We start from the raw sequence: 18,524 nt of genomic DNA, 5'->3' as shown, positions 1-18,524 counted from the left end.
TGGGGGCCGTGCTCGCGCCGGCCCGGTCGCCCCCTTGGGATATCACCGGCCGGAGGCGGCGTCCACCGGCTCCTTCTCCGGGCGCGCGCGGCGCGCGAGGCGGCCCGGCCACCACGCCCGGTCGCCGAGGTCGTGGACCAGCGCCGGGACGAGCAGCGAGCGGACGGCGAGGGTGTCCAGCAGCACCCCGAACGCCACGATGAAGGAGATCTGCACGAGGAACACCAGCGGGATCACCGACAGCGCGCCGAACGTCGCGGCCAGCACCACGCCCGCCGAGGTGATGACGCCGCCGGTCGCGACGAGGCCGCGCACCACGCCCTCGCGGGTGCCGTGCTCCGCGGCCTCCTCGCGGACCCGCGTCATCAGGAAGATGTTGTAGTCCACGCCGAGCGCGACCAGGAACACGAACCCGAACAGCGGCACGACCGGGTCGGAGCCGGGGAACCCGAACGGGCCGTCGAAGGCGAGCGCGGCGACGCCGAGCGTCGCGGCGTACGACAGCGCGACGGTGGCGATCAGCACCAGCGGCGCGACCAGCGCGCGCAGCAGCAGGATGAGGATGAGCAGCACGACGGCGAGCGCGATCGGGACGATGACCGTCCGGTCGCGCTCGGCGGTGCGCAGCGTGTCGTACTCGGTGGCGGTGTAGCCGCCGACGAGGACGTCCCCGCCGGGCACGGCGCGCAGGTCGTGGCGGAGGCGCGCGACGGCGTCCTCGGCGGCCCTGCCGTCGGCGGCGACCTTGAGCGTCGCCGACAGCTCGACGCGCCCGTCCACGACCTTCGGCCGGTCGCCGTCCATCGTCGGCCGCACCTCGGAGACGGCCGGGTCGGCCTGCACCGCCTTGGCGACCTGCTGGACGGCGCCCTCCCGGGTGATGATGACGACGGGGCTGCCGGAGCCGGCCGGGAAGTGCCGGGCGAGCGCCTTCTGCCCCTGCACCGACGGCTCGGGGTTCAGGAACGTGTCGGTCTGCGCGATGCCGTCGGCCTTCAGCAGCGGCAGGAACGCCGCGAACGCGGCGAGCACCACGGCGGTGACGATCCAGATGCGGCGCGGCGCCCGCGCGATCAGAGCGCCGAGCCGCTCCCACAGCCCGCGGCCGCGGCTGAGGTCGCGCGACGGCCAGTAGGCGGCGCGGCCGAGCAGGGCGAGCGCGGCCGGCAGGAACGTCAGCGCCGACAGCAGGGCGCAGCCGACGCCGATCGCGGCGACCGGGCCGAGCGCGCGGTTGGAGTTCAGGTCGCTGAACAGCAGCGTGAGCAGCCCGGCGGCGACGGTCCCCGCGCTCGCCGCGATCGGCGCGAGCGATCGGCGCCAGGCGTGCCGGACGGCCTCCCGGGCCGGGCCGCCGCCCGCCAGCTCCTCGCGCACCCGCACGGCCAGCAGCAGCGCGTAGTCGGTGGCGGCGCCGACGACGAGGATGAACATGATGCCCTGCGTCTGGCCGTTCAGGTCCAGCACTCCGTGCTCGGCGAGCTGGTACACGATCGCCGACGCCAGGCCGAGCGCGAGCACCGCGCCGAACACCACGACCAGCGGCAGCAGGACGCTGCGGTAGACCAGCAGCAGGATGAGCAGCACCACGCCGAGCGCGACGCCGAGCAGGATGCCGTCGATGCCGGCGAACGCGCCGCCGAGGTCGGCGCGCAGCGCGGCCGGACCGGTGATCGACACGGTGGTGCCGGGGACCTTCCGCGCCGCCGCGCGCAGCCGGTCGATGGCCTGGTCGGGTTCGGCGAGGTCGGCGCGGAGCGGCACGATCGCCTGCAGCGCCCGCCCGTCGGGCGCCGGGATCGGCGGGGACGCGGCGCCGCGCGCGTCCGGGCTGCCCGCGAGCGACTTCAGCGCCCCGGCGGCGGCGTCCCTCTGCGCGGCGGTGACCGGCCCGGCGGTCTCCCACACGATCACCGCGGGGCTCGCGCCGGACTGCTCGAACCCCTTCTGCAGCTTCGCCACCTCGGTGGACTCGGCGCTCGCCGGCAGGAAGGTGGTGCTGTCGTTGCTCGCCACGTCGCCGAGCTTCCCGGCGAACTGGCCGAGCGGACCCGCCCCCAGGATCCAGACGAGGACGAGGAGGGCGGGCAGCAGGCGCCGGAGCATGCGGGACCTTTCAGCGGGGAGACCGAACATCGTTCCGTTTCCCGGATTTCGGTGGGCCGGCCGCCGGCGGTTGCATCGGCGCGCGTGTGACCTACCGCACTCTAGCGGCCGCGGCGCGCCGCCCAGGGACGCGAAGGGCCGGCCGGGAGGTCCCGGCCGGCCCTTCGGTGCACACCGCTCGCGCCGGTCACACGCCCCAGTCGGGACGGAGCGGCATGGCGGCGCCGCCGTCGTCGTCGAGCTTGACGCCGAGCGTCTGGTGGAGCTGGATCCAGTTCTGCTCGAAGCCGAGGACGCAGCCGGCCATGTAGACCCGCCACACGCGGGCGGTGCCCTCGCCGACCTCGGCGACGGCCTCGTCCCAGTGCTCGTCCAGGTTGCGGCACCAGGCGGCGAGCGTGCGCGCGTAGTGCTCGCGCAGGTTCTCCTGGTGCCGGATCTCGAAGCCCGCGTCGTTCATCCGCGACTGCACGTACCCCGGGCCCTCCAGCTCGCCGTCGGGGAACACGTAGCGGTTGATGAACCCGTCCTCCTTGATGGACGGGGCGATGTTGTCGGGCCGGGTGATGGTGTGGTTCAGCATCCGCCCGTGCGGCTTCAGCTTGCCGTAGAGGAAGCCGAAGTAGTCGGGCAGGTTCTTCTTGCCGATGTGCTCGGTCAGGCCGATGGAGCTGACGGCGTCGAAGCCGGTCTCGGCGACGTCGCGGTAGTCCTGGTGGCGGACCTCGGCGAGGTCGGACAGGCCCGCGTCGGCGATCGCCTTCTGCGCCCACTCGGCCTGCTGCTTGGACAGCGTGACGCCGAGGGCCTTCACGCCGTACTCGCGGGCGGCGTGCATGACCATGCCGCCCCAGCCGCAGCCGACGTCCAGCAGCCGCATCCCCGGCTTCAGCCCGAGCTTCTTGGCCACCAGGTCGAACTTGTGGGCCTGCGCCTCCTCCAGGGAGGCGCCGTCCGTCGGGTAGCAGGCGCAGGTGTAGGCCATGGACGGGCCGAGCACCCACTCGTAGAAGGTGTTGGAGACGTCGTAGTGGTGGGAGATCGCCTTGGCGTCGCGCCGCTTGGAGTGCCGCAGCCAGAGCGGGAGCCGGCTGAACGGGGCCTCCTGCGGCGGGGGGTCCAGGCGGCGCGTCGTCGCGGCGCGCAGCAGCGGGTCCCCCATGACCGCGCCGATGATCTTCATTTTGTCGCGCGGGGTGACCTCGCCGAACACCCGCTGCATGGTGGCGAGCGCGGTGTACATGTCACCGGACACGTCCACCATGCCGGTCACGTAGGCGCGGGCGAGACCGAGCGCGCCGGGCGAGTGGACCAGGTAGGACACCGCGTACGGCGAACGCACGTCGAACCGGATGTCGGCACCGGGCACCCCCGCGCGCGAACCGTCGTACGCCGCGAACTCCACTGGCGCCCCAGCCCCGGCGAGCTGCTCGAAGACCCTGGCCAGCGTCATCTTTCTTCCTCCTGTCTCTCCGCCCCGTGCAGGGGCGTTGGCATCATCGGCCCGCCGCTGCGGGCCATCCCCCCGATGCCCCGGGCGCGTCAGCGCCCGCGCACGCACTTGTCGTAGAGATCCAGCAGCCGCCCGTCAGGGTCGTACCCTTCCTTCAACCGCTGGTAGGTCTCCCCGTCGTAGTGGCGCCAGAAATCGTCACGGCTGTAAAAAGAAGTCGAGTAGAGGGACTTGTGCCCGTCAAGGGCGGCGACCTCACGCTCGATCAAGCGGTTGTGGTACTCGGGGATCTGCCCCATGGGCAGCCGCACGGTGCCCCAGAACCCCGCGTTGACGTAGGTGCGGCCCGGCTCCAGCGGGTAGAGCGGCCACGTCTCGCGGGCCCGCAGCGGGCACAGCCAGATGGGGCTCATCCCCACCTTGGCGTGGAAGAACTCCAGGAACTCCGGCAGCCGCTCGACGGGCACCTCGATGTCCTGGATGACGTCCTCGCGGGGCCGCAGCCCGCGCCAGCGCTCGACCCGCGCGACGAACTGGTAGCGCCGGTCGTAGGCGACGAGCCTGCGGTAGACGTCCGAGCGCTTGGCCTTGTCCGGCCAGACCCGCCGCACGATCGGGTGCTGCACGCCGAACGCGCCCGAGCACCAGAACCAGTCGGTGTCCCAGCGCCAGAGGTAGTCGTGGACGGTGAGGAAGTCCACGGCCCGCTGCTGGATCGACCGGTAGTAGATCTGCTGCCCGGTGTAGTCGGAGGCGTAGGGCGCGGTGTCGGTGAAGAAGCCGAGGGAGATGTACTGCTCGCCCGCGCTGAAGACGGTGCCGTCCATGAAGTCGACGGTCTCGCCCTCGAACGTCCCGGACTCGGTGATCTCGGCCATCGCCCGGCTGAGCTCGGCGGCGTCGTCGAACCGCAGGTGCCGGACCTTGACGTAGGGCTTGGTCTCGATCAGCTCGATCTTCAGGCGGAGCGAGTAGCCGAGCGTCCCGTAGGAGTTCGGGAAGCCGTAGAACAGGTCGCGGTGCTCGTTGTCCTTGGTGGCGACGACGACCCGCCCGTCGCCGGTGAGGACCTCCATCTCCAGCACGGCCTCGTGCGGCAGCCCGAGCCGGAACGAGGTCGACTCGATGCCGAGGCCGGTCACCGCGCCGCCGAGCGTGATCGTCTTCAGCTGCGGGACGACCGTCGGCATCAGGCCGTGCGGCAGCGTCGCGGCGACCAGGTCCTCGTAGGTCGTCATGCCCTGCACCTGCGCCGTGCGCGTCTCCGGATCGACGCTCAGCACCTTGTCGAAACCCGAGACGTCCAGCCCCGGCGCGTCCGACGGATCGCGCCAGCGGAACAGGTTGGAGGTCTTCTTCGCGAGCCGGACGGGCGTCCCCGCCGGGATGGCGTCGTAGGACCCGCGCAGCGCCTCGACCGCGCGCCGGTGATCGTCGTTGACCAGAAGCTCCGTCATGCACACCCTCTCCCCCAGACAGTAAACCGATCATCCCATGTATGCGCCACATAAAATTCCGAGAGGACGGTCACAAGCGATCAAGGGAATAGGCAGCCCGCTCGACCTGCGGCGATACGCGGGAGCGTCCGCCATCCGATACCGGGAGGCGGCGGGCGTGCGGGGGGAGTAGGAAGGACGGCGAGCCGAGGAGGCCGCCAGTGAAGCTGCACGAACGCATCGACGACCGGCTGCGCGGGTTCATCACCGCCCAGCCGATGTTCTTCGTCGCCACCGCCCCGCGCGAGGGCCACGTCAACGTCTCGCCGAAGGGGTACGCCGACACCTTCGCGATCATCGACCCGCTGACCGTCGCCTACCTGGACCTCACCGGGTCGGGCGCCGAGACCGCCGCGCACCTGCGCGAGAACGGCCGCATCACCCTGATGTTCTGCTCGTTCGGGCGCGCCCCCAACATCGTCCGCCTGCACGGCACGGGCCGCGTCGTGCTGCCGGGCGAGGACGGCTGGGCGGAGCTGGCGCCGCTGTTCCCCGCCCACCCCGGCGCCCGCGCGATCATCAGGGTGGACGTGCGGCGGGTCTCGGACTCGTGCGGCTACTCCATCCCCTACATGGAGCCGGCCGGCGAGCGCCCCACGCTCAACGACTGGACGGCGCGCAAGTCGCCCGAGCAGCTGGCGGAGTACCGGGTGAAGAAGAACACCGCGAGCATCGACGGGCTGCCCGCCTTCGACCCGCCTACCGGATGAGGCGGAGCGTCAGCGGGTAGCGCAGGGAGCTCCCGGCGAGGGCGGCGACGGCCGCGACGCACGAGGCGATCCAGGCGACGGCGTAGAGCATCCCGCCGACCCCGAACGTCACCACGGTGACGAGCAGCAGGGTCAGCTGGAAGTTGATCGCCTCCACGGCGTGCCGCCGCACGTACCCCGCCCGGCCGCCCGCGACCAGCATCAGCACCAGCGGGCCGACGAACAGCGTCGGGATCGCCAGCACGTGCGCGAGCGCCGCGTACACGCGCTCCCTGTCGTCGGCGGGCCCCGCCTCCGTGCGCGCGGCGGGCGGCGGCGCGAGGTCCACCAGCACCACGTCGAGGTCGGCGCGGGTCTTGGCGGTCATCGCGAGGTGCGCCCGCATGTCGAACTCCTCGTGGTCCAGCCGCCCCTCCCCGTAGGCGTGCTGGAGGCGGTCGACGACGGCGTCGCGTTCGGCGTCGGAGACGCGCAGGTGGCCGAGGGTCTGTTCGCTCATGCCTCCATGCTCGGCGCGGGACTCCCCCAGGACCATCGGGGAAACCCCCGGTTCGTCCCTGGGATCGACCCCGGTGATCGCCCGCGCAGGGGAACCCGCGGTGGCCGGCGGATCGTTATCGTCGTACCTGCTCACCCGGCTGCGGCCCGCCCGCCCGGCCGGACGACCAGCGACAAGGACGGACACGAGCGCAGATGGGCATCATCGACCGGTTCGGCATCCGCAGGCACCGCGGCGACAGCGTCACCACCCTCGACCGCGAGGCCACCGACGCCGACGTCAAGGCCCTCATCGCCTTCGCGCGCGCCCGCCGCGGCGTGGAGTTCTTCGTCGAGCCGGAGACCTTCGCGACCGACACGACGGCCGTCGCCGTCGCCCACGACGGCGAGTGGACGCGCCGCCGCGTCGGCTCCCCGAAGGTCATCGGCAAGGTCGCCCGCGACCTCGGCCTGCCCGTCTACGACGTGCAGATCGTCGGCTACCCGCCCCGCATGCGCGCCTGGAACGACCGCAACCGCGACCGCCGCATCGACCCGGGCCGCCCCGGCGAGTCCGTCCGCTGACCACCCTCGAGAAAAGGCGTGGCCCCGCGTCCGCCGGTGGCTGGCGTCGCTGCCCTGATGAACACGAGCCTGGAGCTGCGGGTACCCGCCGGGGAACTCGACGAGTTCACCGGCGCCTGACGCCGGTCAGCTCACGAGGCCGCGGCCGGCGGTCAGCGGGAGGTCCAGCGCGGTGAGCAGGCCGGGCTCGGCCGCGACGACGGCGGGGACGGCGTTCACGAGCCGCATCGCGGTGGCCTTCAGGCCGGCGGTGTTGTGGTCGCCGTCCTCGCCGAGCAGCCGCAGGTCCAGGGTGTAGTTCGGCTGGCCCGTCACCTGCACGCGGTAGCAGCCCTGCCCGGCGGGCTGCGGCCAGTCGGGGCCGAGGTCGTCGCGCAGCCGGGTCACGTGCTCCAGCACCACCACCGGGCGGCCGCCGCGCATCCCGCGCACCTCGAAGCGCAGCGCGGCCGCGGTGCCCTTCCGGATCGTCCCGGACGACACCTCGAACGTCTCGGGCGCGGGCAGCCGCGTGTACACCTCGGTGACCTCGTCCAGCTCGACGCCGAGCCCGGCCGCGATCTGCCGGACGACGCTCCCCCACGCCATGGTGAGCACCCCGGGCTGGAGCAGGAACGGCGTCTCGTCCAGGTCGCCGCCGAAGCCCATGATGTCGAACAGGACGGTGCTCTGGTCGTAGGTGGCGTAGTTGAGGATCTCCAGGCAGCGGACCTCGTCGACGCGCTCGCTGATGCCGGTGAGCGCGAGCGGCAGCACGTCGTTGGCGAAACCGGGATCGATCCCGTTCACGAAGATCGACGCACCGCCCTCGCGGGCCGCCTCCCGCACCGGGTCGGCCATCTCCGGCGGCACCACGCCGTCGGGGAACTGCAGGAAGACCGGGCTGCTGGACACCACGTTGGCGCCCGACCGCAGGATGCGACAGAGGTCCTCCAGCGCCTCGAAGATCCGCACGTCCGCCATCGCGGTGTAGACGACGCAGTCGGGCCGCAGCGCGAGCACCGCGTCCTCGTCGGTGGTGGCCGCCACCCCGAGCTCGCGCCCGAGCCCCGCCAGCTCACCGGCGTCCTTGCCTTCCTTGGCGGGGTTGGACACCCACACGCCCACCAGCTCCAGATCGGGCCGCGCGTCGATGCCGGCGATGGCGTTCCGCCCCACGTTCCCGGTGCTCCACTGCACGACCCGGTACACCATCGCCCCTCCACACCCTCGCCCACTGCTCGGTGGCCCCACCGTATGCCGCCACCCCGCCCCAAATCTAGAACCTGTTCTAAAAACTCTTCCCTCTCCACCGGCCCGCACGGAACGCCACCGGCGACTGGGGCGATGCCCGCGGCACGCCGCCGGCGAGGCCGGACCTGGTGGCCCAGCGTCGAGCGCGCCATCCCCAAGGTCAGCCGAGCCGCGCCTTTGCGCGAGGACGCGGCGCGTCCCCGCAGGGGGTCTAGGCGTCCGGGGCGCCGTAGCGGCCGTACTCCTTCGCGCTCCACCAGTGGCTGTAGGCGGGCGCCTGCGGCCAGCCGTCCGGGACGTCCTGCCACTCCTCCTGCCTGCCGTAAGGGAGCAGGTCGATCAGCGGGAAGGTGTGGCCGAGCTGTTCGGTGCCGCGCCCGGCGGTGTGCCAGGTGCGGTAGACGATGCCGCCGTCGCGCAGGAACACGTTGACCGCGAAGCCGCCTCCGGGCGGGGCGTCCATGTCGGCGCCGAACGGGCTGCCGGCGGTGGAGTACCACTCCATCGCGTTGCCGGTCCGGCGCTTGTAGGCGAGGGCCTCGCCGATCGGGCCCTGGGTGACGACGACGAAGCGGGCGTCGTACTCGTCGAGGAACTCCAGCTTCCAGAACTGCGAGGTGAACTGCGTGCAGCCGGGGCACTGCCACTCCTGGCCGTCCCTCCACATGTGGTGGTAGACGATGAGCTGGGACCTCCCGTCGAAGATCTCGGCGAGCGTCACCGGACCGTCCGCGCCCTGCAGCGTGTACTCGGGGAGCTCCACCATCGGCAGCCGCCGCCGCTGCGCGGCGATGGCGTCCAGCTCCCTCGTGGCGGCCTTCTCGCGGGCGCGCAGCTCGTCCAGCGCGCGGCGCCAGTCCTGCGCGCGGGCGACGGGCGGCATGGGCTTGGAGGTCATGACGGCGCCTCTCCTCGCGTACGTCTCGGTCGTGCACTTCCTGCCGACCATGAGACCGGCGGGCCGCCCGGAACTCATCGGCGGGCGGGCCGGGGAGAGGCCGCGGGGATTTGTGATCCGGAGGTCGGCGCCCGCGGCTAGCATCCCGGCCATGATCGTCGATGAGGTCGAGTTCTCCTACTGCGAGGGCTGGGACGCGGACCTGCGAGACGCCGCCGGTCCGCTGTCCACCGAACGTGCCCGCCGCCTCGACGAGGCGGGCTCGCAGTACGCCGTGCTGCTGCGCGTCGCGGGCCGCCCGGCGGCGATCGCGGAGATCGCCTGGAGCGCGGGCTACTGCTCGGTGTGGTCGGTGGACGGCCAGGGGCGCCGCGACTCCCAAGCCGTCTGGCTGCTGCTGGAGGACGACCGGCTCTTCCTGCGCAGGGAGCGCTCGTGGCGCTACGACGTTCCGGAACGGCCCGAGTTCCACGGCGAGGCGGCGCGGCGGGAGCTGACCGTGGACCCGGACGGCCGCACGCTCTCGGTCGAGGAGCCGCGCGGCGACGCCGGCGGCAGCACGCACGCCGCCGACCGGATCCCCGCCGACGCGCGCTGGAGGCGCGTCCCGGCGTTCGGCGACTGGGCGGTCCTCGCCGAAACGCTGGGACGGCGCGACGGCTGGGAGGTCGCGCCGCGGGTCGTGCTGCGGGACGTGTCGCCCGCCGAGGACGGCGGCCTTCCCGGCGGCCCCCTCCCCTGGCGCCCGCCGCGTCCGCTGCGCCCCGAGGGCGTTGACCGCATGTTCCGGCACGGCGCCCGCTACCGGCTGCGAACGGCGGAGGAGGAGGGCGAGGCCCGCGAGGTCGCGATCGAGGTCGAGGAGGCCGGAACGGTGCGGCTGCCGTCCGGCCGCGTCGTGGCCGCCGACCCCTCGTCCATGGAGTTCGGGGAGAAGCCCCTCACGACGGCGGTCGCCCCCGGCGCCTACCCGCTGCTGCTGGCGCGAGTGCGGTTCGCCGACGAGCCCGGCCACGCGAGGGTCGCGGCCGCCCGCCTCGTCATCGCCGACCGGTCCGCCGCCACATGGGAGCTCGGCGTCCGCGACGGGGAGGACCCGCGGCTGCTGGACGACGGGGAGTTCTACGGGTTCGGCGTCGACGCCGGGCTCGGCTGCTTCGTGGACGCCACCGCCGCCGAGGCGCTGGGAGGGCTGGTCTGGGAGGACTGGGACGACTGGACAGGCGGTCCGGAGCAGCGGCCGGCCGAGCTCACCGATCCCGCGACGGGCGCCAACCTGCTGGCGTTCGGCACCGGGTGGGGCGATGGCTCCTATCCCGTCTGGGTCGGCCGCGACCGCGACGGCGCCGTGGTGGGCCTGGTCGCGGACCTGCTCGTCCTGCACAGCGCCGAACCGCTCGGCTGAGCAGCGCCCCGGACGCGCCGCCGACGGCCGGGCACGGCCCCGGGGCGTCATCCGCAGTGGACGCCGTCGTCCTGACGCGGGCGGGACCGGCCGCCGGAGCAGTGACGGTCGGCGCCACCGCCGGACCGCAGGCACCACCATGATCATCTCGCCCGGGCGCCCGAAGCGTCGATAGAACATGCCCTGGAACGGAGGCATGCCGTTCACACCTTCGGCGCGTTCTCGGCGGCGGTCGAGGGACTGCCCGGGGTCCGTGTCCGTGTGGACGGCGTCCACCGTCTCCGAGTTCGGCAGTTACGTCACCACGGTGGCGGTCCGGGTCCTGGCCGTGGTGAACCTGCATCAGAGCGCCGGAGGCGTGGGGCTGGCGAGCGCGGCCCGCTGGTTCCCCTACATGCTGCTGGGTTGTTCTCCGATGTGCTGATCGATCGTTCTCGCGGCCTCTCGCGCTCTCGCGGCGGATGTCCGCTCAGAAGCGTCGGGGGCGGTCAGGGTGATCGGCGTAGGGGGAAGCGAGGTCGAGCAGGTCGTCGCATGGCCAGGGATCACCGTCGTACTGGCAGTCGTCGACGTTCTCCCATGGCAGTTCCGGGTCTCCTCCGGCTGGGCTGAGGGCATGGCGGGCGAGCACACGTCGCTTGGCCTCGATTTCTCGTAGGACGCGGGCCGGGTCGTGCAGTGCCACATGCAGAGCGATGGTGGGGTGGAAGCCGGCGAGCCGGCTTTGGCAGAAGTCGACGGCGTGGCCCTGAGCGACCCACTCCCCGCATCCGTCACCGTCGCAGCGTCGGGCCAGATCGGCCTCCTCATCCAGCCGTGCTCCAAGGAACGCCACCAGTTCTTGACTCATGGGGTCATCCTGGGCGAGGCGCCGAGTCCCGGTCGCACGATGTGTCGTTCGCGGCCGAGCTCTGATCGGGCGGCAGAGGAACGTCCTTGTCGTGGTCGGTGCGATCACAGCGTCGCAGCCGTCCCGGACAGCCCGTTCGTCAGCCTGATGCTCAGCCGAGGCGACTCGGCGCCCGGTGGCAGGGCGAGCAGGCGATCGGGCGCGGTGCGCCGCTGGGGCGTCAGAAGCCTCGCCATCGGCCGGCCCGGCCCGGCCCCCTCATCGGCCCTCACCTACCCGACCTGAACCGGCGTCGGCCGCGTCGCCGGCACCGGTGCTCTCGGGGGTGCTGTCACCGCGCCCGTCGTGCTTGCTCGTGCCGGCGTCCGCGCGACTGCCTCGGCGCGGATGGTCTCCTGCGGCTTCTTCCGGCGAGACGTTCGCTCGAGGCGCACCCTTCGTGTGGTTGCCGGGTGGTGCGTCCTCGTCGGGACGCGTGCCGTTGGTCCGGGGAGTGAGGGGTCCTTGAGACGTCGCCTGAGGACGGCCGCGGCCTGCCGGCCCTTTGGAAGGGTGATGGGCGCGTGCGGCTTCTGCGGAGGTCGGGCAGGCGGGAACGAGATGCTCGGACGCCAGATGCGACGACGCGGAGCCTGCGGTCGCCGAACCCGCTCCCGTGGGGTTCGCCGCCGCCCGTCCCAGCTCTGCCCGTCCCAGCTCTGCCCGTCCCAGCTCTGCCCGTCCCAGCCGCGCGGTCCCTGATTCCATCGCTTCCTTTCCCGTCGGGCTCGGTGCTGTCGGGGGTGTTGTGATGCGGGTTGCCGGCGGGTGGGGTGGGGGTTGCAGGACCGGGGGGCGTGGGGCGGGGATGGGGAGAGGGGGGTGGGTGGACAGCGGTGGTTTTGGGATCGTGGGCGGGAGGTCGAGGAGAGGGGGGAGGTCGGTGGGGGTCATGTGGAGGCGGGCTTGGGCGGGTGGGACGCCCAGGGCCATGACCTCGCGGATCAGGGCGGCCGCCGAGTAGGCCGGGTCGGCGGCGAAGGCGCGGTCCAGGGCGATGTTGGCCAGGGCGCCGTCGCCGGAGGCGTAGGCGGCGAAGGCGAGCAGGGTCGCCGGCGGGGCCGCGTAGCGGGGTTCGACGCGGCGGGCGATGTCGCGCCAGAAGGCGACGTCGCGGGACGGGTCGTGCTCGTCGATGCGGACCCACGCCTCGTCGCGGACGCGGATGCCCATGAGCAGGAGGCCGAGCCAGGCGATCTCGTCGTCGTCGGGCGGGGCGAGCCCGTCGCGGGCGCGGTCGAGGAGGTCGACGACGAGGGCGACGCCCTCGCGGTCGGCGGCGGAGCGGAAGGTGCCGCCCCAGGAGAAGTAGCGCGCCTCGGCGCGGGCCGTCGCCTTCCGGACGGCGTCGCTGGGCAGGGGGTCCAGGGACCGCTCCAGCTCGGCGCGGTCGGCCAGCGCCACGTGCCCGGCGAAGGTGGCGCGGGCCGCGATGACGCTGTCGGCGGGCTCGAACGGCGTGCCCTCCGCCGGGCAGCAGATCGTGTCGGGGCAGGTCAGCGACCACCAGCGGCCGTCCGCGACGCGGAGGGCGTCCACCGTGTCGAGCCCGCACGAGGTGAGGGCCTCGCGCATGGCGGCGACCGCGGGCAGGACGTCGCCCGGCGGCCCGTAGCCGACGAGCAGCGCCCTGCGGAAGCCGTTGCGGGCGAGGACGCCCGCCACGCGGCGGTCGGCGCCCGGGAGGTCCTGGCGGACGGCGCAGGTGCGGCCGGGGCCGTCGAAGCCGATGCAGACCAGGCTGGCGGACGGATGGAAGCCGAGCAGGTACGGGACGGCCGCGATGGCGTCCTCCGGCGTGCGGATCGCGAAAGGTTCCATGCCCCCAGGGTGAACGGAACCGCAAGGACATAACGGACTCGATCTTGCCTGTGGATAACTTTCTCGCGGCGCCGTCAGCGCTGGTCGGCGCGGCGGCAGCTCTCGGCCTTGCAGGAGCGGTAGCGGGCCAGCCAGGCGTGCATGGTGCGGGCCAGGACGCCGGTCGGGGTGCGCGGGCGCATCTCGGCCGGGTCGGTCAGGCGGTCGTAGAGGCGGCGCTCGCCCGTCGAGTACTCCACGTAGGTGTAGCGGGACGTGCGGATGGCCGCGTACGTCGGCGGCAGCGGGCAGCCGTGGCGGGTGCGGGTGTCGCAGTCGGGGCCCTCGGGGCGCTTCTTGACGTGGCCGGCGAAGAACTCGACCAGCATGCCCGTGCGCCACGGCGTCGGCGGGCCGCCGCGCAGCAGGGGGACGAGCGAGCGCCCCTCGGCGAACGACGGGACGCCGGCGCCCGCCAGGTCGGCGAACGTGGGGGCCAGGTCGACGGTCCCGGCGAGTGAGGGGATCGTGGCGCCGGGGACGATGCCGGGGCCGCGGACGATGAGCGGGACGCGGACGTCCTCGTCGAACGCCGTCGTCTTGCCCGGTGCGAGGCGGTGCTGCCCCAGGTGGAAGCCGTTGTCGGAGGCGAAGAACAGGTAGGTGTCGTTCAACCTCCCCGTCGCGGCGAGCGTGCGGGTCAGCGAGCCGATCATGTCGTCGACCGACAGCGTCGAGCGCAGCCGGTCGCGGTAGACGCGGTCGATGCGGGCGGTCTGGGCGCGGCCGAGCGGCGGGCGGCGCGCCAGCCAGCGGGCGTCGCCGGAGGACGCGCGGTCGAAGGACGCCGTGCGGGGCGCGCGGACGCCCGCGAAGGCCCCGGCGTGCCGGGGCGCGTAGGGCGCCGGCAGGTGCGGGGCGAGCGGCGCCAGGTAGAGGAAGAACGGCTTTCCGGCCGGGGTGGACCTGATGAACGCGTCGGCCTTCCAGGTGAGGACGTCGTCGAGGTGGCCCTTCTTGTACGGGCAGGGCTTGCCGTTCTCGATGAGGACGAAGTCGCGCTGCGCGTACATGTGCCGCGGCGTCGGGACGCGCCAGTCGTCCCAGCCGGGCGGCACGCTCGGGCCCGGGTAGCCGTTCAGGTACTTGCCGATGAGGCCGGTGCGGTAGCCCGCCGAATGCAGCCAGGTCCCGACGGTGGACGCCTCCAGGCCGCGGCGGCGGAAGACCGGCCAGCCGCCGTCGGGCGGGTTGTTGGTCTTGACGCCGTGGCTGTGCACGTACTGCGAGCGGAGGATGGTCGAGCGGGACGGGCAGCACCACGAGTCGGTGACGATGGCGTTGTCGAAGCTCGCGCCGCTCCGCCGCAGCGCGGAGATCTGCGGGAAGCGGGCGAGGTCGGCGCGGTCCAGGTCGTCGGCGAGCACCAGGACGATGTTGGGGCGGGCCGGGGGCGGGGACGGCGCGGCCGGCACGTCGGAGTCGAAGCCGACGAGCAGCATGGGGACCGTCATCGCCGGCGCGAGGGTGAACGCGCAGATCCAGCGCCCGGCACGGTGCAACGCTCCCCCTAGGTCGGGTCGGGTGTCGACCTGACTCTTCTAGCAGGGGACGTCACGGGGAGTGACCGTTTTCACGCATCCCGTACCCGTGGCGCCCGGCTGGTGACGGGCGGTTCGGCCGACCACGGGAAGTCGATCCACCGGTCGGTGCGCTTCCAGACGTACTCGCACTTCACCGTGGAGCGGGGCTTCTCGTAGACGACGGCGCAGCGCACGTCGGCGACGTGGTCGGCGCAGAAGTCGCGGACGAGCTTCAGGGTGGCGCCGGTGTCGGCGACGTCGTCGGCGACGAGGACGCGGGCGCCCGACAGGTCCACCGCGCTCGGCGTCGGCGGCAGCATGACGGGCAGGTCCAGCCGCTGGTCGACGCCGGTGTAGAACTCCACGTTCATCACGTGCAGGTTCTTGACGTCGAGGGCGTAGCCGAGGGAGCCGGCGACGAACAGGCCGCCGCGGGCGATGGACAGGATCAGGTCGGGTTCGTAGCCGTCGGCCGCGACCTGCCCGGCCAGCTCGCGGCCGGCGCGGCCGAACAGCTCCCAGGTGAGGACTTCTCGTTCCGTTGACACGCCGCCATCCTCTCGCGGCGCGCCGGCGGGCCCGTCAGGGGGCGCCGGGCGCGGCGGGGCAGACGTCCACGACGATCCCGCAGAGCTCCAGCGCCTGGCGGCTGCGCAGCACGGCGGTGCGGGTGCCCTGCGGTCCGGCGCCGTACATGACGTTCGACAGCATGTCGAAAAAGCCGGTGAGGCCGCCGAGGAGCTGGACGAGCTCGCGGTCGCGGGCCGCGACGACGCCGGCGACCGGCGCGGCGCCGTCGACGATGCGGCCAAGGTTCGCGCCGTGCCCGGCGAGCGTGGCGCCGACGCCGGTGGACGTGCGGGCGGCCTCGTCGAGCAGCCGGGAGATCTGGTCGGGGCGGTCGGTGGCGAGGCCGGCGAGGTCGCCGGCGCCGGTCACGGTGGCGGCGAGGGCGTCGCCGCGCCCGCCGAGGGTGCCGGAGACGCCGGTGATGCCGGCGAGCAGCCGCTCCAGTTCCGCGCGGTCGGCGTGGACGGCGCCGGTGACGCGGGCGCCGTTGTCCAGGGTGCGGCGGAGCGCGGGGCCCTGCCCGGCGAGCCCGGCGGCGAGCGTGCGGTTCAGGGTGAGGAGGTCCTGCGGGTCGATCGCGCCGGCCAGCTCGTAGGCGGGATCGGCGGTGTCGGACGGGTCGGAGGCGTCGGCGGTGCGGGTGATGGTGCCGCCGGCCGGGAGCGCGGGGCCGTCCGGCGGCAGGTCCAGCGAGATCTCCTTGGGCCCGAAGACCGAGACCGGGTCGATGCGCGCGGTGGCGGCCGCGGGGATCCGGACGCCGCGCTCGACGTGCAGCCGCACCCGCACCCGCCCGTCGGGGTCCAGGCGCACCGCGTCGACCGACCCGACGGTGACGCCGCGGACCTTGACGTCCGAGCGGCCGTCGAGGCCCGCGCCGGTGCGGGCGAACACGGCGCTGTAGGTGATCGCGTCCCCGTCCGGCGGCGCGGCGGCGTGGACCATCGCCCCGGCGGCGACGGCGAGGGCCGCGCAGCCGAGGCCGGCGTGGAACGTGCGCGCGGAAACGAACCCGATCACGTGCGAGATCCCCCCGGCGAGCTCAGTAAGCAAGCACTTATAGTGGGGGGCGGAACGATCTTCGTGACCCCTCGGTCGCGTGATCCGTCTCACCCGGTCGGGGCGCGGGCGCGCCGCGCGACCGGTAGCGTTGGCCGACGTGCCGGCCCCTGATCTGCTGAGCGACGGCGCCCTCGCCGGCGCCGACGCCCCCGCCCCGACCGCCCTGCCCTCCATGGACGTCCTGCTCGCCGCCGCCGTCGAGGCGGTCGGCGGCGCCGAGCGGCCCGGCCAGGTCGAGATGGCGCGGGCGGTGGCGCACGCCATCGACAGCGGCGAGCACGTCGCCGCGCAGGCCGGCACCGGGACCGGCAAGTCGCTCGCCTACCTCGTCCCCGCGATCCGGCACGCGATCGCCGAGCGGACCACGGTGGTGGTGTCGACCGCGACGATCGCGCTGCAGCGCCAGCTCGTCGACCGCGACCTGCCGCGCCTCGCCGAGGCGCTGCGGCCGCTGCTCGGCCGGGAGCTGAAGTTCGCGATCCTGAAGGGCCGCCGCAACTACCTCTGCCTGCACCGGGTGCAGACCGGCGCGCCCGAGGACCCCGACGACGGGCCCGGCCTGTTCGACCCGCAGGCGCTGTCCACGCTCGGCCGGCAGGTGAAGCGGCTGAACGAGTGGGCCGAGACGACCACCACCGGCGACCGCGACGAGCTCGTCCCCGGCGTCGGCGAGCAGGCGTGGCGGCAGGTCGCGGTGACCGCGCGCGAATGCCTCGGCGCCGCGCGCTGCCCGCAGGGCACCGAGTGCTTCGCCGAGCTGGCCCGCGCCGAGGCGGGCGAGGCGCACATCGTCGTCACCAACCACGCGCTGCTCGCCATCGACGCCCTGGAGGAGTTCCAGGTGCTGCCCGAGCACGACGTGGTGATCGTCGACGAGGCGCACGAGCTGGTCGACCGGGTCACCTCGGTCGCGACCGGCGACCTCAGCGGCCCCGGCGTCGAGGCCGCCGCGCGCCGCTGCAACCGCCTGGTCGAGGAGGGCGTGTCGGTCCGGCTCGCCGAGGCCGGCGAGGCGCTCGGCATGATCCTGGAGGACCTGCCGGCCGGCCGGATGGACGTCCTGTCGCCCGCCCTCGGCACCACCCTCGCCGTCGTCCGCGACGCCGCGCACGCCTGCCTCACCGCGATCGGCCCGGAGAAGAAGGACGCCGACCCGGCCGACGCGGGCGCCCGCAAGGCGGCGCGGTCGGCGCTGGAGGAGCTGCACGACACCGCCGTGCGGATGCTGGAGTCGTTCCAGCCCGAGATCGCCGCCCGGTTCGACGTGGTGTGGCTGGACAAGCCGTTCGCGCAGGACGGCCGCCCGAAGCGCCCGAACGCGCTCTACGTCGCGCCGATCGGCGTCGGCGGGCTGCTCCGCACCACGCTGTTCGAGCAGCGCACCGCCGTCCTCACCTCGGCGACGCTGACGCTCGGCGGGTCGTTCGAGCCGCTCGCCCGCCAGTGGGGCCTGCCGCCGCTGGACGGCGCGGCCGCGCGGGACGCGCCGCGCGACGCCCGGACCGCCGCCGAGGGCCTCGGCCGCACCGCCACCGAGGACGGCGACCAGAACAGCAAGATCACCTGGTCGGGGCTGGACGTCGGATCGCCGTTCGACCACCCCAAGGCGGGCATCCTCTACGTCGCGCGGCACCTGCCGCAGCCCGGCCGCGACGGCCTGCCCGACGCCTACCTCACCGAGATCACCGAGCTGATCGAGGCGGCCGGCGGCCGGACGCTCGGCCTGTTCTCCTCGATGCGGGCGGCCCGCCAGGCCGCCGACGAGCTGAAGGACCACCTGTCGCACCCGCTGCTCTGCCAGGGCGAGGACTCCACGTCGCTGCTGGTCAAGCGGTTCGCCGAGGAGGAGCGGACCTGCCTGTTCGGCACCCTGTCGCTCTGGCAGGGCGTGGACGTGCCCGGCCCGGCGCTGCAACTGGTGATCATGGACCGGATCCCGTTCCCGCGCCCCGACGACCCGGTCCAGTCGGCCCGCCAGCGCGCCGTCGCGGCGCGCGGCGGCAACGGGTTCATGTCGGTGGCCGCGACGCACGCCGCGCTGCTGCTGGCGCAGGGCGCGGGCCGGCTGCTCCGCTCGATGGAGGACCGCGGCGTCGTCGCGATCCTCGACCCGCGCCTCGCCACCGCCCGCTACGGCGGCTTCCTGAAGAACTCGCTGCCGCCGTTCTGGGCGACCACCGACCCGCAGGTCGTGCGGGGCGCGCTCCGCCGCCTGGACGCCGCCGCGGACGCCTAGCCGGCGGGCGCGCAGAGCACC

At 73.6% G+C, this 18,524-nt stretch carries 16 protein-coding genes; 5 read left to right on the top strand and 11 right to left on the bottom strand.

All coding sequences use genetic code 11. The features are described 5' to 3' along the window. Positions 1-42: 42 nt before the first annotated feature. From K1Y72_RS35075 to K1Y72_RS35065, 3 genes are all read right to left on the bottom strand, one after another. On the bottom strand, positions 43-2,106 hold the full coding sequence (locus K1Y72_RS35075) for an MMPL family transporter (protein ID WP_220170850.1): 2,064 nt from the start codon (positions 2,104-2,106) through the stop codon (positions 43-45). 187 nt (positions 2,107-2,293) lie between these two features. Further along, a complete protein-coding gene (locus K1Y72_RS35070; protein ID WP_220170849.1) occupies positions 2,294-3,559 on the bottom strand; it encodes a class I SAM-dependent methyltransferase in 1,266 nt (421 codons plus the stop codon). 89 nt (positions 3,560-3,648) lie between these two features. Then, positions 3,649-5,016, bottom strand: a complete 1,368-nt coding sequence (locus tag K1Y72_RS35065; RefSeq protein WP_220170848.1) for an FAD-binding oxidoreductase — start codon at positions 5,014-5,016, stop codon at positions 3,649-3,651. 200 nt (positions 5,017-5,216) lie between these two features. Between K1Y72_RS35065 and K1Y72_RS35060 the strand changes: the two genes are divergently transcribed. After that, positions 5,217-5,765 (top strand): pyridoxamine 5'-phosphate oxidase family protein, encoded by a 549-nt coding sequence (locus K1Y72_RS35060; protein ID WP_308287381.1) that lies wholly within the window; start codon positions 5,217-5,219, stop codon positions 5,763-5,765. Here K1Y72_RS35060 and K1Y72_RS35055 read toward each other — a convergent pair. Then, on the bottom strand, positions 5,755-6,264 hold the full coding sequence (locus K1Y72_RS35055; RefSeq protein ID WP_220170847.1) for a DUF1707 and DUF4870 domain-containing protein: 510 nt from the start codon (positions 6,262-6,264) through the stop codon (positions 5,755-5,757). The genes K1Y72_RS35060 and K1Y72_RS35055 overlap by 11 nt on opposite strands. A gap of 194 nt (positions 6,265-6,458) precedes the next feature. On the opposite strand from K1Y72_RS35055, the gene K1Y72_RS35050 reads away from it, so the two are divergent. After that, positions 6,459-6,827: a hypothetical protein gene (locus K1Y72_RS35050; RefSeq protein WP_220170846.1), complete on the top strand. Its 369-nt coding sequence runs from the start codon at positions 6,459-6,461 to the stop codon at positions 6,825-6,827. A gap of 126 nt (positions 6,828-6,953) precedes the next feature. Here the strand turns inward: K1Y72_RS35050 and K1Y72_RS35045 are convergent, their stop codons facing one another. Beyond that, positions 6,954-8,021 (bottom strand): NAD(P)H-dependent amine dehydrogenase family protein, encoded by a 1,068-nt coding sequence (locus K1Y72_RS35045; RefSeq protein ID WP_220170845.1) that lies wholly within the window; start codon positions 8,019-8,021, stop codon positions 6,954-6,956. 250 nt (positions 8,022-8,271) lie between these two features. After that, positions 8,272-8,958 (bottom strand): DUF899 domain-containing protein, encoded by a 687-nt coding sequence (locus K1Y72_RS35040; protein ID WP_258574572.1) that lies wholly within the window; start codon positions 8,956-8,958, stop codon positions 8,272-8,274. Between the two features lie 151 nt (positions 8,959-9,109). Here K1Y72_RS35040 and K1Y72_RS35035 point away from each other — a divergent pair, with 151 nt between their 5' ends. After that, positions 9,110-10,363, top strand: coding sequence for a DUF4241 domain-containing protein (locus K1Y72_RS35035; protein WP_220170844.1), 1,254 nt, complete (start codon positions 9,110-9,112; stop codon positions 10,361-10,363). Between the two features lie 253 nt (positions 10,364-10,616). Continuing rightward, a complete protein-coding gene (locus tag K1Y72_RS35030) occupies positions 10,617-10,787 on the top strand; it encodes a hypothetical protein (protein ID WP_220170843.1) in 171 nt (56 codons plus the stop codon). A gap of 45 nt (positions 10,788-10,832) precedes the next feature. On the opposite strand, the gene K1Y72_RS35025 is transcribed toward K1Y72_RS35030, so the two are convergent. The 5 genes from K1Y72_RS35025 to K1Y72_RS35005 all read right to left on the bottom strand — a co-directional run bounded on the left by K1Y72_RS35025 (position 10,833) and on the right by K1Y72_RS35005 (position 16,225). Beyond that, on the bottom strand, positions 10,833-11,213 hold the full coding sequence (locus tag K1Y72_RS35025) for a DUF6221 family protein (RefSeq protein WP_220170842.1): 381 nt from the start codon (positions 11,211-11,213) through the stop codon (positions 10,833-10,835). A gap of 258 nt (positions 11,214-11,471) precedes the next feature. Next, positions 11,472-13,073: a DUF4192 domain-containing protein gene (locus K1Y72_RS35020; protein ID WP_220170841.1), complete on the bottom strand. Its 1,602-nt coding sequence runs from the start codon at positions 13,071-13,073 to the stop codon at positions 11,472-11,474. 74 nt (positions 13,074-13,147) lie between these two features. After that, positions 13,148-14,614 carry a sulfatase family protein gene (locus K1Y72_RS35015; RefSeq protein WP_258574569.1) on the bottom strand — a complete coding sequence of 489 codons (1,467 nt, stop codon included), beginning with the start codon at positions 14,612-14,614 and terminating at the stop codon, positions 13,148-13,150. Positions 14,615-14,685: 71 nt separating this feature from the next. Then, positions 14,686-15,183, bottom strand: coding sequence for a phosphoribosyltransferase (locus K1Y72_RS35010; protein ID WP_220170840.1), 498 nt, complete (start codon positions 15,181-15,183; stop codon positions 14,686-14,688). Positions 15,184-15,217: 34 nt separating this feature from the next. Continuing rightward, the gene (locus K1Y72_RS35005; protein ID WP_308287380.1) at positions 15,218-16,225 is read right to left on the bottom strand and encodes an MlaD family protein; all 1,008 of its coding nucleotides are present in this window, start codon (positions 16,223-16,225) and stop codon (positions 15,218-15,220) included. Between the two features lie 214 nt (positions 16,226-16,439). Between K1Y72_RS35005 and K1Y72_RS35000 the strand changes: the two genes are divergently transcribed. Beyond that, positions 16,440-18,503: an ATP-dependent DNA helicase gene (locus K1Y72_RS35000; protein WP_220170870.1), complete on the top strand. Its 2,064-nt coding sequence runs from the start codon at positions 16,440-16,442 to the stop codon at positions 18,501-18,503. Positions 18,504-18,524: the final 21 nt, after the last annotated feature.

This window comes from Actinomadura parmotrematis (assembly GCF_019458805.1).
In the GTDB taxonomy this organism is placed as follows: domain Bacteria; phylum Actinomycetota; class Actinomycetes; order Streptosporangiales; family Streptosporangiaceae; genus Spirillospora; species Spirillospora parmotrematis.
This window is presented reverse-complemented; position numbering and strand designations above follow the sequence as displayed.

Coding starts and splice junctions, on each gene's coding strand:
- K1Y72_RS35040 (WP_258574572.1), bottom strand. CDS start 8,958: ATGACCTCCAAGCCCATGCCGCCCGTCGCCCGCGCGCAGGACTGGCGC.
- K1Y72_RS35065 (WP_220170848.1), bottom strand. CDS start 5,016: ATGACGGAGCTTCTGGTCAACGACGATCACCGGCGCGCGGTCGAGGCG.
- K1Y72_RS35000 (WP_220170870.1), top strand. CDS start 16,440: ATGGACGTCCTGCTCGCCGCCGCCGTCGAGGCGGTCGGCGGCGCCGAG.
- K1Y72_RS35075 (WP_220170850.1), bottom strand. CDS start 2,106: ATGCTCCGGCGCCTGCTGCCCGCCCTCCTCGTCCTCGTCTGGATCCTG.
- K1Y72_RS35025 (WP_220170842.1), bottom strand. CDS start 11,213: ATGAGTCAAGAACTGGTGGCGTTCCTTGGAGCACGGCTGGATGAGGAG.
- K1Y72_RS35035 (WP_220170844.1), top strand. CDS start 9,110: ATGATCGTCGATGAGGTCGAGTTCTCCTACTGCGAGGGCTGGGACGCG.
- K1Y72_RS35045 (WP_220170845.1), bottom strand. CDS start 8,021: ATGGTGTACCGGGTCGTGCAGTGGAGCACCGGGAACGTGGGGCGGAAC.
- K1Y72_RS35050 (WP_220170846.1), top strand. CDS start 6,459: ATGGGCATCATCGACCGGTTCGGCATCCGCAGGCACCGCGGCGACAGC.
- K1Y72_RS35020 (WP_220170841.1), bottom strand. CDS start 13,073: ATGGAACCTTTCGCGATCCGCACGCCGGAGGACGCCATCGCGGCCGTC.
- K1Y72_RS35070 (WP_220170849.1), bottom strand. CDS start 3,559: ATGACGCTGGCCAGGGTCTTCGAGCAGCTCGCCGGGGCTGGGGCGCCA.
- K1Y72_RS35055 (WP_220170847.1), bottom strand. CDS start 6,264: ATGAGCGAACAGACCCTCGGCCACCTGCGCGTCTCCGACGCCGAACGC.